The 15,474-nt window shown below is 54.8% G+C and carries 15 protein-coding genes; 1 reads left to right on the top strand and 14 read right to left on the bottom strand.

All coding sequences use genetic code 11. The features are described from left to right. Positions 1 to 4: 4 nt before the first annotated feature. The 9 genes from rlpA to leuS all read right to left on the bottom strand — a co-directional run bounded on the left by rlpA (position 5) and on the right by leuS (position 10,092). Positions 5 to 1,117: an endolytic peptidoglycan transglycosylase RlpA gene (gene rlpA, locus FU672_RS08260; protein ID WP_148242858.1), complete on the bottom strand. Its 1,113-nt coding sequence runs from the start codon at positions 1,115 to 1,117 to the stop codon at positions 5 to 7. A gap of 16 nt (positions 1,118 to 1,133) precedes the next feature. Further along, positions 1,134 to 2,246: a peptidoglycan glycosyltransferase MrdB gene (gene mrdB, locus FU672_RS08255; protein WP_023310746.1), complete on the bottom strand. Its 1,113-nt coding sequence runs from the start codon at positions 2,244 to 2,246 to the stop codon at positions 1,134 to 1,136. 2 nt (positions 2,247 to 2,248) lie between these two features. Continuing rightward, positions 2,249 to 4,150 carry a peptidoglycan DD-transpeptidase MrdA gene (mrdA, locus tag FU672_RS08250; RefSeq protein WP_047061344.1) on the bottom strand — a complete coding sequence of 634 codons (1,902 nt, stop codon included), beginning with the start codon at positions 4,148 to 4,150 and terminating at the stop codon, positions 2,249 to 2,251. 28 nt (positions 4,151 to 4,178) lie between these two features. Then, positions 4,179 to 4,646: a 23S rRNA (pseudouridine(1915)-N(3))-methyltransferase RlmH gene (gene rlmH, locus FU672_RS08245; protein ID WP_003858701.1), complete on the bottom strand. Its 468-nt coding sequence runs from the start codon at positions 4,644 to 4,646 to the stop codon at positions 4,179 to 4,181. 3 nt (positions 4,647 to 4,649) lie between these two features. Then, complete coding sequence (gene rsfS / locus FU672_RS08240) at positions 4,650 to 4,967, bottom strand: ribosome silencing factor (protein ID WP_023334893.1); 318 nt, start codon at positions 4,965 to 4,967, stop codon at positions 4,650 to 4,652. 269 nt (positions 4,968 to 5,236) lie between these two features. Then, on the bottom strand, positions 5,237 to 5,902 hold the full coding sequence (gene nadD / locus FU672_RS08235) for a nicotinate-nucleotide adenylyltransferase (RefSeq protein ID WP_029740134.1): 666 nt from the start codon (positions 5,900 to 5,902) through the stop codon (positions 5,237 to 5,239). After that, complete coding sequence (gene holA / locus FU672_RS08230; RefSeq protein WP_148242929.1) at positions 5,895 to 6,926, bottom strand: DNA polymerase III subunit delta; 1,032 nt, start codon at positions 6,924 to 6,926, stop codon at positions 5,895 to 5,897. Before holA ends, nadD begins: the two co-directional genes overlap by 8 nt. Continuing rightward, on the bottom strand, positions 6,926 to 7,495 hold the full coding sequence (lptE, locus tag FU672_RS08225) for an LPS assembly lipoprotein LptE (protein ID WP_148242857.1): 570 nt from the start codon (positions 7,493 to 7,495) through the stop codon (positions 6,926 to 6,928). The genes holA and lptE overlap by 1 nt, the downstream gene beginning before the upstream one ends. A 14-nt stretch (positions 7,496 to 7,509) precedes the next feature. After that, complete coding sequence (gene leuS / locus FU672_RS08220; protein WP_148242856.1) at positions 7,510 to 10,092, bottom strand: leucine--tRNA ligase; 2,583 nt, start codon at positions 10,090 to 10,092, stop codon at positions 7,510 to 7,512. Positions 10,093 to 10,306: 214 nt separating this feature from the next. Between leuS and FU672_RS08215 the strand changes: the two genes are divergently transcribed. Continuing rightward, entirely contained in the window at positions 10,307 to 10,789 is a 483-nt protein-coding gene (locus FU672_RS08215) for a zinc ribbon-containing protein (RefSeq protein ID WP_148242928.1), read from the top strand. 54 nt (positions 10,790 to 10,843) lie between these two features. On the opposite strand, the gene rihA is transcribed toward FU672_RS08215, so the two are convergent. The 5 genes from rihA to FU672_RS08190 all read right to left on the bottom strand — a co-directional run bounded on the left by rihA (position 10,844) and on the right by FU672_RS08190 (position 15,106). Continuing rightward, positions 10,844 to 11,785 carry a pyrimidine-specific ribonucleoside hydrolase RihA gene (rihA, locus tag FU672_RS08210; RefSeq protein WP_148242855.1) on the bottom strand — a complete coding sequence of 314 codons (942 nt, stop codon included), beginning with the start codon at positions 11,783 to 11,785 and terminating at the stop codon, positions 10,844 to 10,846. A 120-nt stretch (positions 11,786 to 11,905) separates the two neighbouring features. Next, positions 11,906 to 12,631, bottom strand: a complete 726-nt coding sequence (locus FU672_RS08205) for an amino acid ABC transporter ATP-binding protein (protein ID WP_014883001.1) — start codon at positions 12,629 to 12,631, stop codon at positions 11,906 to 11,908. Beyond that, positions 12,631 to 13,305 (bottom strand): glutamate/aspartate ABC transporter permease GltK, encoded by a 675-nt coding sequence (gltK, locus tag FU672_RS08200; protein WP_023334900.1) that lies wholly within the window; start codon positions 13,303 to 13,305, stop codon positions 12,631 to 12,633. The genes FU672_RS08205 and gltK overlap by 1 nt, the downstream gene beginning before the upstream one ends. Then, positions 13,305 to 14,045: an amino acid ABC transporter permease gene (locus FU672_RS08195; RefSeq protein ID WP_148242854.1), complete on the bottom strand. Its 741-nt coding sequence runs from the start codon at positions 14,043 to 14,045 to the stop codon at positions 13,305 to 13,307. The genes gltK and FU672_RS08195 overlap by 1 nt, the downstream gene beginning before the upstream one ends. A gap of 155 nt (positions 14,046 to 14,200) precedes the next feature. Beyond that, a complete protein-coding gene (locus tag FU672_RS08190) occupies positions 14,201 to 15,106 on the bottom strand; it encodes an amino acid ABC transporter substrate-binding protein (RefSeq protein WP_023334902.1) in 906 nt (301 codons plus the stop codon). Between the last annotated feature and the right edge of the window lie 368 nt (positions 15,107 to 15,474).

Here is a 15,474-nt window from a genome sequence, read left to right as displayed (position 1 = left end):
TTCATTATTTCGCAGCAGCGATAAATGACTGAAGTTGAGCTTCATTCTGCAGACGCTGCTGCAGGGATGCTGCCTGCGATTTGCTGGCAAACGGCCCCATCTGAATGCGCCAGACCGCGCCGTTCTGCTCAACGCGTCCTGGTACGCCAAACTGCTGGCTGAGACGCTGTTGATACTGTTTGGCTCGGGCCTGATCGCTCACTGCGCCTACCTGAACCACATAGCTGCCGCTGGCCGCTGCCGGAGCCGCTACCGCCGCACTTTGCGTGGCTGCTGGTGCCGTTACGGGAGCCGGCTGGGTCGCTGGCGCAGCAACGGGAGCAGGGGCCGGAGTCGGTTCACTGCCTTCCAGCACGCCCGAGGCTAAGGTCGTCGGTGCGCCAAGAAAGCCGCTACTCTTTACCGGCGCGCCGGTAGCGTCCTCGCTTTGCAGCGTGTCATTGCTGATCGGGCGTATTTCTCCCCCCGGCTGAGCAGGCTCTGCCGGAGACGAGACGCTTCCCATTCCGCCGTCAAGATTTGGGCGGTCAGGAAGGGCATAGGTCTGTTTTGCCACCGTCGTACACGCGGTACCCGGCCCGGAGAGCGAACCATCCTGCGCGACGATAATCGGGTCAATACGGACTTTGGTGTTGTTCGACGTATTCAGGCGATCGGCAGACGCGCGCGACAGGGAAATCACCCGGTCATTCCCGTAGGGGCCGCGGTCGTTGATACGCACGACGATCATCCGGCCATTTGCCAGGTTGGTGATACGGGCGTAGCTCGGAATCGGCAGCGTTGGGTGTGCCGCCGTCAGTTGCATTGGGTCGAACGCTTCCCCGGAAGCCGTCAGGTTACTGCCTGGCTCGGCATCATAAATGGCGGCAAAGCCCGCCTGACTGAAACGGGAAGGATCCTGAACAATTTTGTAGCTTTTGCCGTCGCGCTCGTAATCCTGATTGGCACTGGCATTCAGCGGTTCATAAACGGGATCGGCTCCGCTGATTTCAACGATCGGGCCATTACATACCGCAGGCTGCGGCGGCGCGACGGTTGCCTGTTGCTGACCATCATCACTTGTGCAGGCTGCAAGTAAACTTGCCGCGATGCAGATCCCCAGCCACTGCTTACGCATTCCGATCCCCTTATTTTTATACGCTTTTTGACAACATTTTTCTGTGGGTATGGATCGACATCACGATACCAAACCCGGCCATCAACACGATCAGTGCCGAGCCTCCGTAACTCACCAGCGGCAGCGGTACGCCTACCACCGGCAGAATACCACTCACCATACCAATATTTACGAAGACATAAACGAATAAAATCAGCATTAACCCGCCCGCCATGACGCGACCAAACGTGGTTTGTGCGCGCGCTGCAATCCACAATCCCCGCATGATCAGCAGTACGTACAGCGCCAGCAAAATTAAGATGCCGACCAGCCCCAACTCTTCCGCCAGTACGGCAAAGATAAAGTCGGTGTGGCGTTCCGGTAAAAATTCCAGCTGCGACTGCGTGCCGTGCAGCCAGCCTTTACCGCGTAGCCCGCCGGAGCCAATCGCAATCTTGGACTGAATAATATGATAGCCCGCGCCCAGCGGATCGGTTTCCGGATCGAGCAGCATCATAACGCGCTGGCGCTGGTAATCATGCATCAGGAAGAACCAGAGGATAGGAATGAACGCCGCAATCAGCACTACCGCGATACCAATCAGACGCCAGCTCAGTCCCGACAGGAAAAGGACAAACAGGCCGGAAAGGGCGATAAGGATTGAGGTGCCAAGGTCAGGCTGCGCCGCAACCAGCAGCGTCGGCAGGAAAATCAGCACCAGCGCGATGGCGGTATTTTTCAGAGATGGCGGACAGACGTCGCGGTTGATAAAGCGAGCGACCATCAATGGAACGGCGATTTTGGCAATTTCCGAAGGCTGGAAGCGGACAACGCCCAGATCCAGCCAGCGCTGCGCCCCTTTTGAAATGGCGCCAAACGCATCTACCGCAACCAGCAAAATAATACAGAAAATGTAGAGGTAGGGCGCCCAGCCTTCATAGACGCGCGGCGGGATTTGCGCCATCACCACCATAATGATCAGACCCATGGCGATCTGGCCGATTTTGCGCTCCATCATGCCGATGTCCTGGCCGCTGGCGCTCCAGATAACCAGGGCGCTGTAAACCAGCAGAGCCAGCAGGATCAGCAGCATGGCTGGGTCGATGTGGATTTTGTCCCACAGCGATTTTTTATTTGGATTATCCGTCATGATTATTGGTCCTCCGCCGCAGCGGCGGCCGGGTTTTCAGCCGGCAGTTCGGTGTTGTTATCACCCAGCATAATGTGGTCAAGGATCTGGCGCATGATGGTCCCTACAGCTGGCCCGGCACCGCCGTTCTCCAGAATCATCGCCACCGCGACCTGCGGGTTATCATAAGGGGCAAACGCCGTCATCAGCTTATGGTCACGCAGACGTTCAGCAATGCGGTGCGCGTTATAGGTTTCGTTGGCTTTCAGACCAAACACCTGTGCAGTACCGGATTTCGCGGCCACTTTGTACGGCGTACCGGTGAAGTACTTATGCGCGGTACCGTTCGGACGGTTTGCCACGCCGTACATACCGTCTTTCGCAATTTCCCAGAAGCCGGAATGAATGTCACCCACCGGAGCCTCGTGCGGTTGGTTCCACGGCACTTTTTTACCGTCTTCAACCGTACTCTGTAGCAGGTGAGGCACTTTTACCACGCCGTCATTGATGAGGATCATCATGGCTTTGTTCATCTGAATCGGCGTCGCCGTCCAGTAGCCCTGGCCGATACCCACCGGAATGGTGTCACCCTGATACCACGGTTTTTTAAAGCGCTTCAGCTTCCATTCACGCGTTGGCATGTTGCCAGAACGTTCTTCTGAAAGGTCAACGCCGGTGTAATGCCCGTAGCCGAATTTGCTCATCCACTCGGACAGGCGGTCGATACCCATGTCATACGCCACCTGATAGAAGAAGGTATCCGCAGATTCCTCCAGCGATTTGGTGACGTTCAGATGACCGTGGCCCCATTTTTTCCAGTCACGATAGCGCTTATCTGAACCTGGCAGTTGCCACCAGCCAGGGTCAAACAGGCTGGTATTACGGTTGATGACGCCAGCACTCAGCGCAGAGACCGCCACGTAAGGTTTAACCGTTGATGCCGGCGGATAAACCCCTTGCGTCGCGCGGTTCACCAGCGGCGTGTTCGGGTCATTCAGCAGACCGGAATAGTCTTTACTGGAGATGCCGTCAACGAAGAGGTTCGGGTCATAGCTAGGCATAGAGACCATCGCCAGGATACCGCCGGTACGAGGATCGGTAACCACAACGGCAGCGCGGCTGCCCGCCAGCAGGGTTTCGATATACTGCTGAAGTTTAAGATCGAGCGTCAGATAGACGTCATGCCCCGCCTGAGGCGGCACTTCTTTCAGCTGGCGAATCACGCGGCCACGGTTGTTAACCTCAACCTCTTCATAGCCGGTTTGCCCATGCAGAACATCTTCGTAGTAACGTTCGATTCCCAGCTTACCGATATCGTGCGTTGCAGCGTAGTTTGCCAGCTTGCCGTCTTTATCAAGGCGGTCGACGTCTTTGTCGTTAATCTTGGAGACGTAGCCAATCACATGCGTCAGCGCGGAGCCGTAGGGGTAGTAACGACGCTTATACCCCTTCACTTCCACGCCGGGGAAACGGTACTGGTTCACCGCAAAGCGGGCCACCTGGACTTCCGTCAGATTGGTTTTAACCGGAATGGAGGTGAAACGATGAGAGCGGGCGCGCTCTTTTTTGAAAGCCGCGATATCGTCATCGTTAAGGTCGACAACGCTTTTCAGCGCTTCCAGCGTATCCTGAACATTATCGACTTTTTCCGGCATCATCTCGATTTGATAGATGGTGCGGTTTAACGCCAGCGGAGTGCCGTTACGATCGTAAATAATGCCGCGGCTGGGTGCGATAGGCACCAGCTTAATACGGTTTTCGTTTGAACGCGTCTGGTAATCGGTAAAGCGGACAATTTGCAGATTATAAAGGTTGGCGATCAGCACGCCGGTAAGCAGCAAAATCCCGGTAAAGGCGACCAGCGCCCGGCGCACAAACAGCGCGGACTCAGCCGTATAGTCGCGAAAAGAATTCTGTAGTTTCATCCGCTGCTTAATCTACCCTGGTCAGTCATTACTCGCGGTGATAGGGGTGGTTGGTAGTAATGCTCCACGCGCGATACAGGCTTTCTGCCACCAGTACCCGAACGAGCGGGTGGGGAAGCGTCAGCGCGGAGAGGGACCAACTTTGTTCAGCCGCCGCTTTGCAGGCGGGGGATAACCCTTCAGGTCCGCCAATCAACAGACTGACGTCACGGCCATCCTGCTTCCAGCGCTCCAGTTCGTGCGCCAGCTGCGGCGTATCCCAGGGTTTTCCTGGAATATCGAGGGTGACGATGCGGTTTTTGCCTGCGGCAGCCAGCATCAGTTCACCCTCTTTATCGAGAATACGTTTGATATCCGCGTTCTTGCCGCGCTTACCGGCGGGAATTTCCACCAGTTCGAACGGCATGTCTTTGGGAAAACGACGCAGATATTCAGTAAAACCGGTTTGTACCCAGTCCGGCATTTTGGTGCCGACGGCGACCAGCTGCAACTTCACGCATTAACCCCAGAGTTTTTCCAGCTCATACAGACGACGGCTCTCGTCCTGCATGACATGGACAATCACATCGCCGAGGTCGACAACCACCCAATCAGCCGTCGCTTCACCTTCAACACCCAGCGGCAACAGCCCTGCTGCACGCGATTCCTGAACCACGTGATCGGCAATCGAAACAACATGACGCGTCGATGTACCGGTGCAGATGATCATGCAATCGGTAATACTGGATTTACCCTTAACGTCGATAGCGATGATGTCCTGACCTTTCAGGTCATCAATTTTGTCAATAACAAAATCCTGGAGTGCTTTACCCTGCAAGTTTTCCCCCTGGGGTGAATGAGATTGTAAAACTTTGAATTCGTAGCCAGACAGTATACCTGAACTCACGCCTGTATCGGGACAAATGTCTCCGGCCGGGCTTTTGAAGGCGGGTATCATCCCACCCTCCGCCTGAGATTGCATCGCCATTTTTGTAAAACAATTTCTGTAAAGCAATGATCGGCGGGAAAGTCTGGCAGCGGAGAATAACAGTATGGCTTACCCTGTCAAGGCAGGATAAACAATAAGCCGCTTTTTATGCCCTCCGGCTATTCATCTGCGCTTTTCTGATACAAACCGTGCGCATGGATATAGGCCAGCACCGGGGTCGGCAGCAGATCGTCACACGCTAAACCCTGTTGTAAACGCTCACGAATGAGGGTCGCAGAGATATCGAACCACGGCGTTTCCGCCAGATAAATCTTTCCGGCAGGCTGATTGTGAAGATCTTCAACGTTATCGGTGAGATGGTCTTCCAGCCACTGCTGGTATTGCTCTTCGCGCATGGTCAGCGGATAGCCTGGGCGGCGGCAGACGAGCAGATGGCTGTTCTCCAGAATGGTTTCATACTGATGCCATGTGGGGAAATTCAGCAGGGAATCCTGGCCGATGATAAAAGCCAGCGGCTGGTCTGGCCCTTGTTCGGCGCGCCACTCCTGAAGCGTCTGAGACGTCCAGGAGGGCGTATCGCGACGCAGCTCACGCTCATCAAGTCGGAAAAGCGGTTTATCTGCGATAGCAAGGGCGAGCATCTCTTTTCGCTGCTCGCTGGTCGCCTCGGGCTGTGGGCGATGGGGCGGGACATTATTGGGCATGATGGTGACGCGCTGAAGGCCAATCAGATTCGCCAGAATTTCAACCGGCTTCAGATGCCCGTAATGTACCGGGTCGAAAGTGCCGCCATACAAGGCCTGTAAAGAATGCATACTATCCATCAATAAAAACGTCTGCCAGCGCCTTGTGGCAGAGCAGCAGAGAAAGGCTTTCCAGCTCCGCGCAGACCGACTGGCCGTAATCTTGTTTTAACGTGAGCTCAGCGCGCATCAGAAGCTGTACCGCCTGACGAAGCTGTTCATGACTCAGGCGGTTGACGGCCTCGGTAATCAAAGCCCGGCGATTTTGCCACACGCGGTGTTTATCAAACAGAGCACGCAACGGCGTATGGGCAGACTGACGCTTGAGCGTAATCAGCAGCAGTAATTCGCGCTGCAGCGTACGCAGCAGAATAACGGGTTCGCTCCCTTCAAGATGCAGCTGTTGCAGAATATGCAGGGCACGTTTGCTCTTCGCCGACAGCAGCGCGTCCACCCAGTGGAACGGCGTGAAGTGCGCCGCGTCGTTAACAGCCTGCTCGACGCGCGGCAAGGTTAGTTTGCCGTCCGGCCAGAGCAGGGAGAGTCTGTCCAGCACCTGCGCCAGGGCCAGCAGGTTACCTTCATAGCAGTAGCAGAGCAGTTGATTCGCCGCATCATCCAGCTGAAGGTTGTTCTGCTTCGCTCTCGCTGCCACCCATTTGGGCAGATGCGTCTGTTCAGGCGTCTGACAGGTGACCTGCACCGCGTGGGTAGCGAGCTGGGTAAACCACGCCGCGTTTTCCTGTGCTTTGGTAAGCTTGTTGCCACGCACAATAAAGAGCAGATCGCTGTGTAACAGGCTGACCAGGGTGGCGAGTTGCTCATTCATGGCCGCGTTAGGACCGTTCTCCGGCAGCAGGAGCTGAATTGTCTGGCGCGATGCAAAAAGGCTCATCGCCTGACAAAGCGAGAAGAGGGCGTTCCAGTCGGTGTTGTTGTCCAGTTGGACAGTGTGGTGTTCATCGAAACCCTGAGCGGCGGCGGCATGCCGCACGGCATCCAGGCTTTCCTGAAGTAATAGCGGATCGTTTCCAAGCAGCAGATACGCCGCGCGCAGCCCTTCATTGAGCTGCGCGCGGAGTTGTTCAGGATACAGCCTGATCATCATTTACCCAGAGAGTTAGCAGCAGGAAGCGTGCCAGCAACCGGTTTTTCAACAATGTCAGATCCTTGTTTAGTAGACGCTGCAACACTTGGCAGTTTACGGATCAGCTGTTCCGCCGCCTTGTCGTACATTTCGTTGATGATAATCTGCTGTTCGGCATCTTTTGCCAGCGCCGTCTGCGGGTTATCGAAGAATGAACGGTACACTTTCGTGCTGATTGGATAGATGTCTTTACCCGGGATCAGAACTGCCGCGTTGACCGTCAACACCATCTGATATTCAGCGGTACGACCATCCTGGAAGATAGAGGCAGTATCTCTCGACAGACCACTTCCTATAACACGCAGAGACGGTACATCCTGACGCAGCGTTTGTTTCTCAACAAGCTCAACGCCGTTCAGACGCAGCTGATTACGAATTGCCCGGCTGAGTGGACCATTCGGATCTGATGAGTCGAAAATCATCGTTTTCATCTGAGCAGGCACCGCCGTGGTATTGCGCAGGTGCCAGCCACAGCCAGCGGTGACAAGCACCGCCAGAGATAAGAGTATTGTTGCCAGTTGTCGCACGTTTCCTCCCGCGCTTAGCCAACGACCAGATTGAGCAGTTTACCCGGTACGTAGATCACTTTACGTACGGTAACGCCCTCAAGATATTTTGCGACCAGAGTTTCCTGGCCTGCGCGCTCGCGAACCTGTTCTTCGGTTGCATCGACCGCCACGGTAATTTTACCGCGGACTTTGCCGTTTACCTGGACTACAACCAGCGTCGTATTTTCCACCATCGCTGATTCGTCAGCCTGCGGCCACGGCGCGTTGTCGATATCGCCTTCGCCTTTCAGCTCCAGCCACAGGGTAAAGCTAACGTGCGGAGTGAACGGGTTCAGCATGCGAACAACGGCCAGCAGCGCTTCACGCATTAAGGCACGATCCTGCTCGCCGTCCTGCGGGGCTTTCGCCAGCTTGTTCATCAGTTCCATAATAGCCGCAATTGCGGTATTGAAGGTCTGACGACGACCAATATCATCGGTTACTTTCGCAATCGTTTTATGAACATCACGACGCAGCGCCTGCTGATCTTCAGTCAGTGCGTCGGCGTTCAGCGCCGGGGCATCGCCCAGTGCGGTGTGCTCGTAAACCAGTTTCCAGACACGTTTCAGGAAGCGGTTCGCGCCTTCCACGCCAGACTCCTGCCATTCCAGGGTCATGTCCGCCGGAGAGGCAAACATCATGAACAGACGCACGGTATCCGCACCGTAACGCTCAACCATCACCTGCGGATCGATACCGTTGTTTTTAGACTTGGACATCTTACTCATGCCGGTGTAGACCAGTTCATGACCTTCGGCGTCTTTCGCCTTAACGATACGGCCCTTCTCGTCGCGCTCAACGATCGCATCAACCGGAGAAACCCAGTTACGCTCGCCGTTTGCACCGACGTAATAGAATGCATCTGCCAGTACCATGCCCTGACACAGCAGCTGTTTTGCTGGTTCGTCAGAGTTCACCATGCCCGCATCGCGCATCAGTTTGTGGAAGAAGCGGAAGTAGAGCAGGTGCATGATGGCGTGTTCAATGCCGCCGATGTAGATGTCTACCGGCAGCCAGTAGTTTGCCGCATCGGAATCGAGCATACCGTCCTGATACTGCGGGCAGGTGTAGCGCGCATAGTACCAGGAAGACTCCATAAAGGTGTCAAAGGTGTCAGTTTCACGCAGCGCAGGCTGACCGTTAACGGTGGTTTTTGCCCACTCAGGATCGGCTTTGATCGGGCTGGTGATACCGTCCATGATCACGTCTTCCGGCAGGATCACCGGGAGCTGATCTTCTGGCGTTGGCATCACGGTGCCATCTTCCAGCGTCACCATAGGGATTGGCGCACCCCAGTAACGCTGACGTGACACGCCCCAGTCGCGCAGACGGAAGTTAACTTTACGCTCACCTACACCCAGAGAGGCCAGCTTATCGGCGATGGCGTTGAAGCCCTCTTCGAAGCTCAGACCGCTAAATTCACCGGAGTTGAACAGGGTACCTTTTTCAGTCAGCGCCTGTTCGGACAGATTTGGTTCAGAACCATCGGCGGCCAGAATAACGGCTTTAATCGGCAGGCTGTATTTAGTGGCAAACTCGTAGTCGCGCTGATCGTGGCCCGGAACAGCCATTACTGCGCCTGTACCGTACTCCATCAGAACGAAGTTCGCTGCCCAGACCGGGATCGCTTCACCAGTCAGTGGATGCTTAGCGTAAAAGCCTGTCGCGACGCCTTTTTTCTCCATCGTCGCCATATCGGCTTCGGCCACTTTGGTGTTGCGGCACTCGTCGATGAAGGTAGCCAGTTCCGGATTGTTTTCTGCCGCTTTCTGCGCCAGCGGGTGACCTGCGGCCACGGCCAGGTAGGTCGCGCCCATGAAGGTGTCCGGACGGGTGGTGTAGACAGTCAGGGTCTGGTCGTAGTTCTCAACGTTGAAGGTAATTTCTACGCCTTCAGAACGGCCGATCCAGTTGCGCTGCATGGTCTTAACGGTATCTGGCCAGTGGTCCAGGTTATCCAGATCGTTCAGCAGCTCATCAGCGTAAGCGGTGATTTTGATAAACCACTGTGGGATCTCTTTACGCTCAACTTTCGTGTCACAGCGCCAGCAGCAGCCATCAATAACCTGCTCGTTAGCGAGAACGGTCTGGTCATTCGGACACCAGTTAACGGCAGAGGTCTTCTTATATACCAGGCCTTTTTTGTACAGCTCGGTGAAGAACTTCTGCTCCCAGCGATAGTATTCCGGGGTACAGGTTGCCAGCTCGCGGCTCCAGTCATAGCCAAAGCCCAGCATTTTGAGCTGGTTTTTCATGTACGCGATGTTGTCGTACGTCCACGGCGCCGGTGCGGTGTTGTTTTTGACCGCCGCGCCTTCCGCAGGCAGACCGAACGCATCCCAGCCGATAGGCTGCAGAACGTTTTTGCCCAGCATGCGCTGGTAACGTGCAATCACATCGCCGATGGTGTAGTTACGCACATGGCCCATGTGTAGTCGACCAGAAGGATAGGGAAGCATCGACAGGCAGTAATACTTCTCTTTGCTCTCGTCTTCGGTTACTTCAAAGGTGCGCTTCTCGTCCCAGTGTTGCTGGACTTTTGATTCTATCTCTTCCGGGCGGTATTGCTCTTGCATGGCAGCCAGTGGTCCTGTTTTCAATACAGCTACAAATGTAGCCAATGGATGTGGTCATTCAGATCCGCATAGCATAGCCCAAACGCCCGCGTCAAAACAGCCTTTCGCACAAATGCGCTTTGCAGGAATTTACCGGGTCTGTGCTTCACCTGACAAAGCGGCGATGAAATAAGGTCTATTATTAGAAATAGTTACTTACCCGGGAGGCAAAATGATGAACAAGGTTGCTCAATTTTACCGCGAACTGGTGGCGACACTGACGGAACGGCTGCGTAACGGCGAGAGAGATATCGATGCGCTGGTGGATCAAGCGCGTGCCCGCGTGACGCAAACGGGTGAGTTAACGCGAACCGAAGTGGAAGAGGTGACGCGCGCCGTGCGTCGCGATCTGGAAGAGTTCGCGCGCAGCTACCAGGAGAGTCAGGAGGAGGTCACGGACAGCGTTTTTATGCGGGTGATTAAAGAGAGCCTGTGGCAAGAGCTGGCCGATATCACGGATAAAACGCAGCTGGAGTGGCGCGAGGTCTTTCAGGATTTGAACCATCACGGTGTGTATCACAGCGGTGAGGTGGTCGGGTTGGGAAATCTGGTGTGCGAGAATTGCCACCACCATATCGCGGTGTATACGCCGGATGTCCTGCCGCTGTGTCCGAAATGCGGCCACGATCAGTTCCAGCGTCGGCCGTTTGAGCCCTAGGTAAAAGCGCAGGTTTATTCCCTCTCCCCGTGGGAGAGGGCCAGGGTGAGGGCATCAGGCCGCACTATAGTAAGCCAGTCTCTCCGCCAGCAAATCCACAAACGCCTCCCGGTCGATGTCCACCATCACCTTGGTATTCGGCGCATTGCCCGTCAGCGAGTAATAATCCACCACCGTCATTCCCTGGGTGTATTTTCCCTGCGTCTCAACGCCAACCCATCTGTCCACCGTGGTAAACATTTCCGGCTTCAGTAGCCAGGCTATGGTGCACGGATCGTGCAGGGGTGCGCCGTGGAAGCCCCACTTCTCGGCTTTGTGATACTCCATAAAGAAGTCGAGCAGTTCGGCCACGGTTGTCGCAACCGGATTGCCCACCGAGCGGAAACGCTCAATATCTTCCGCCATAATCTGCGCGCGATGGGTAACGTCCAGTCCCGCCATCACAATCGGTAAGCCGGACTGGAAGACAATCTCAGCGGCTTCCGGGTCGACAAAGATGTTGAACTCCGCCACAGGCGTCCAGTTGCCCAGCCCCATGGCCCCGCCCATGATGACGATACGGGCAATTTTATTATGCAGCTCAGGATGGCTGTTCAGCAGCAGCGCAACGTTGGTTTGCGGTCCGGTTGCCACCAGTGTTACCGGTTCCGCGCTTTCGCGCAGCACTTTTGCCATCAGCTCGACGGCGGTACAGCTTTGCGGCATGAAACCGGGCTCCGGCAGTGCCGGACCGTCAAGTCCGCTTTCACCATGAACGTTGTCGGCAATAATCAGCTTGCGCATCAGCGGCTTCACGGCCCCGCCGGCGACAGGAATATCGGTGCGTTTGAGCAGCGTGAGCATGCGCAGCACGTTGCGCAGGGTTTTATCCGGCGTCTGGTTTCCGGCGGACGAGGTTACTGCTTTCACGTCGAGTTCAGGGGAGGCAAGAGCGAGGACGAGTGCGATCGCGTCATCATGACCCGGATCGCAATCGAGAATAATAGGCTGTGCCATAGCGTTCTCCATACGTAGCGTTATTTTGTGACAAGGTTAACGCTGCGATGTGACGCCGAATAGAGGAAGAAATCTAAAGCGTGAAGCAGTGCGCAATCCGCGGATTGCGCACCGGGAAGATTAATGCAGGATTTTGGCGAGGAAGTCTTTTGCACGCTCGGATTTCGGGTTAGCGAAGAACTCTTCTTTCGGTGAGTCTTCGACAATTTTCCCTTCGTCCATAAAGATCACGCGGTTGGCCACTTTACGGGCAAAGCCCATTTCGTGGGTTACCACCATCATGGTCATCCCTTCGTGCGCCAGCTCGACCATCACGTCCAGCACTTCGTTGATCATCTCTGGATCGAGCGCCGACGTTGGCTCATCAAACAGCATCGCCACCGGATCCATGCACAGCGCGCGGGCGATCGCCACACGCTGCTGTTGGCCGCCAGAAAGCTGTGCCGGGAACTTATCGGCATGCGCCGAAAGCCCAACGCGTTCCAGGAGTTTCAGACCTTTCTCGCGCGACGCTTTTTTATCACGCTTAAGCACTTTTACCTGCGCCAGCGTCAGGTTCTCAATAATGGAAAGGTGAGGGAACAGCTCAAAATGCTGGAACACCATGCCAACGTGAGAGCGAAGCTGGGCAAGGTTGGTTTTCTTGTCGTTGACTTTGGTGCCGTTGACGACGATCTCACCCTGCTGCACCGGCTCCAGTCCGTTGACGGTTTTGATCAGCGTCGATTTACCGGAGCCGGACGGCCCGCACACCACCACCACGTCGCCTTTTTTGACTTCAGTGGAGCAGTCGGTCAGCACCTGAAAGTGCCCATACCATTTAGAAACATTTTTCAGGGAAATCATTATACCGTCCTTTTCTTCAGCCAGCTGACCAACAGCGACGCGCTTAAACTAATCACAAAATAGACCGCACCCGCAAAGAGCACCATTTCGACCTGCGTACCATCACGTTCACCGATGGTTGACGCGGTACGGAAGAAGTCTGCCAGACTCAGAACGTAGACCAGTGAGGTATCCTGGAACAGCACGATACCCTGGGTAAGCAGGAGTGGAACCATGGCGCGAAACGCCTGCGGCAGAATAATGAGCTGCATGGACTGCCAGTGCGTCATTCCCAGCGCCAGCGCGGCGCTGGATTGCCCGCGGGAGATACTCTGAATGCCCGCTCGGATAATCTCTGAATAGTAAGCGGCCTCAAACATCGAGAACGCCACCATGGCGGAGATCAGACGGATATCAGTTTTCGGCGACAGCCCCAGCACGTTCTGCAGGAAGCCGGGCACAATCAGGTAAAACCACAGCAGCACCATCACCAGCGGGATGGAGCGGAACACGTTAACGTAGGCGGTCGCAAACCAGGCGAACGGCTTAAAGCTCGACAGGCGCATGACGGCCAGCAGGGTACCCCAGACGATACCAATGATGATGGCAATAACGGTGATTTTTAAGGTAATCACCAGGCCATCAAGCAGGTAAGGCATGGATGGAACGATAGAACTCCAGTCAAATTCGTACATTATTTGCCCCCCAGATTACCCGGCAGGCGGATTTTGCGTTCAACCAGGTTCATCACCAGCATGATGAAAGTGTTAATCAGAACATACGCGAGCGTGATCGCGGTGAAGGACTCCCACGCGTGGGCGGAGTAATCCAGCAGCTTGCCCGCCTGCGCAGCCATATCGACCAGGCCGATCGTTGAGGCGATGGCCGAGTTTTTCACCAGGTTCATCATCTCAGAGGTCATCGGGGGAACGATAACGCGATAGGCGTTCGGCAGCAGCACATAGCGGTAGGTTTGTGGCAGGGTTAACCCCATCGCCAGGCCCGCATTTTTTTGTCCACGGGGTAATGATTGAATGGCGGCACGCACCTGCTCGCAAACGCGGGCAGCGGTAAACAGCCCCAGACACATCATGGAGGAGACAAAGAACTGTACGTTCGGATCCAGTTCCGACTTGAACCACATGCCAATATTTTCCGGCAGCAGTTCCGGGATAACCAGATACCAGGTAAAGAATTGCACGATAAGCGGAACGTTACGGAACAGTTCCACATACAGAGTGCCAAGTGTTGAAAGAAAACGGTTAGGGACGGTGCGCAGAATACCGAACAAAGAACCGACAAGAAACGCGATAATCCACGCCGTTATCGATAATGCCACGGTGACCTCAAAGCCGCTCCACAGCCAGCCAAGATAGGTGGTGTTGCCGAACGGGGCTTGTTGCAGGAATATGCCCCAGTTCCAGTCTATTGACATAATAAACTCCAGAAAAAAAAGGGTAGCAGCGCTACCCTCGAAGATTGGTGAGAAGCTCATTTTTCGCGCTGAGTGGGGAACGACCACTCAACGTATAGTCTGTCCATGCTTCCCGACAATCGAGAGGGCAGGAGATCCCGCCCCTGTTGTTCTAATTAGTTAAGAGCCTTGTCATTTGGAGATTTGAACAGCGCTTTCATGTCTTCAGACAGTTCAAAATTCATGTTCAGGTTTTTTGGTGGAATCGGGTTTTTGAACCACTTGTCGAACCATTTTTCCGCTTCGCCGGAGGTCTGTACCTGAGCGATGGTGTCATCGATCAGCTTTTTGAACTGCGGATCGTCTTTACGCAGCATACAGCCGTAGGCTTCTTTCGACTGCGCGGTACCGACGATATCCCAGTTGTCTGGTTTTTTCGCTTTCGCACGCTCGCCCGCCAGCAGGGCGTCATCCATCATAAACGCGACGGCACGGCCACTTTCCAGGGTACGGAAGGAGTCGCCATGGTCTTTCGCGCTGATGATGCGCATATCCATTTTCTTCTCGTCGTTCAGTTTGTGCAGCAGCACTTCTGAAGTGGTACCGGAGGTCACAACAACCGCTTTGCCTTTCAGGTCAGCGAAGTCTTTGATCTCACCGCCTTTCTTCGTCAGCAGACGGGTGCCCACGACAAAAATGGTGTCAGAGAAGGCAGCCTGTTTCTGACGCTCGAGGTTGTTGGTGGTGGAGCCACACTCGAAGTCAAAGGTGCCGTTTTGCAGCAGTGGAATACGGTTCTGTGAAGTGATTGGGATCAGCTTCACCTGCAGGTCAGGTTTGTTCAGCTTTTTCTTCACAGCTTCAACGATGGCGTTGGAGTAATCCTGTGAATAGCCCACGACTTTTTGCGTGTTGTCGTAGTAAGAGAACGGGACAGAAGATTCACGGTGGCCGACCACGATGACGCCGTTTTTGGCAATCTTGTCGAGAGTGCTGCCTGCTGCCGGCGCATCTTCAGCGTGAACAACGCCAGCAGACATTCCCATCACCAGCATTGCTGTGGCCAGTTTACGTAATTGCATACCCAACTCCTTTTTTATCAGCGCCAGAGACGCTTTGATACCCATTGTGATGTTGTTATATCTCGCGCAATGCGAGTGCAGTGTTATGCAAGCTTGTTAACATTTAGTCTGGCTTAATGTAAAGATTTTGCTGCGTTATTGTTTATTTTTGCGAAGCGCGCCGCACCATTCAGAGGCAAATATCTCCCGTTGCACCGTTTCGGTGCTACCGGTGATCTACGCTGGTGCGACAAAGTTGCACGTTAAGCCAAACTGCGTTTACCTGAATAAACAAAGCAATAGGCGTGCCAGAATGGGAGTCTGGAGGGAATTGTCGGGTGGCGGCTACGCCTTACCCGACCTACAGCATGGGAAAGTAGGCCGGGTAA

It is taken from the genome of Enterobacter asburiae, from assembly GCF_008080435.1.
In the GTDB taxonomy this organism is placed as follows: Bacteria; Pseudomonadota; Gammaproteobacteria; order Enterobacterales; family Enterobacteriaceae; genus Enterobacter; species Enterobacter asburiae_C.
This window is presented reverse-complemented; position numbering and strand designations above follow the sequence as displayed.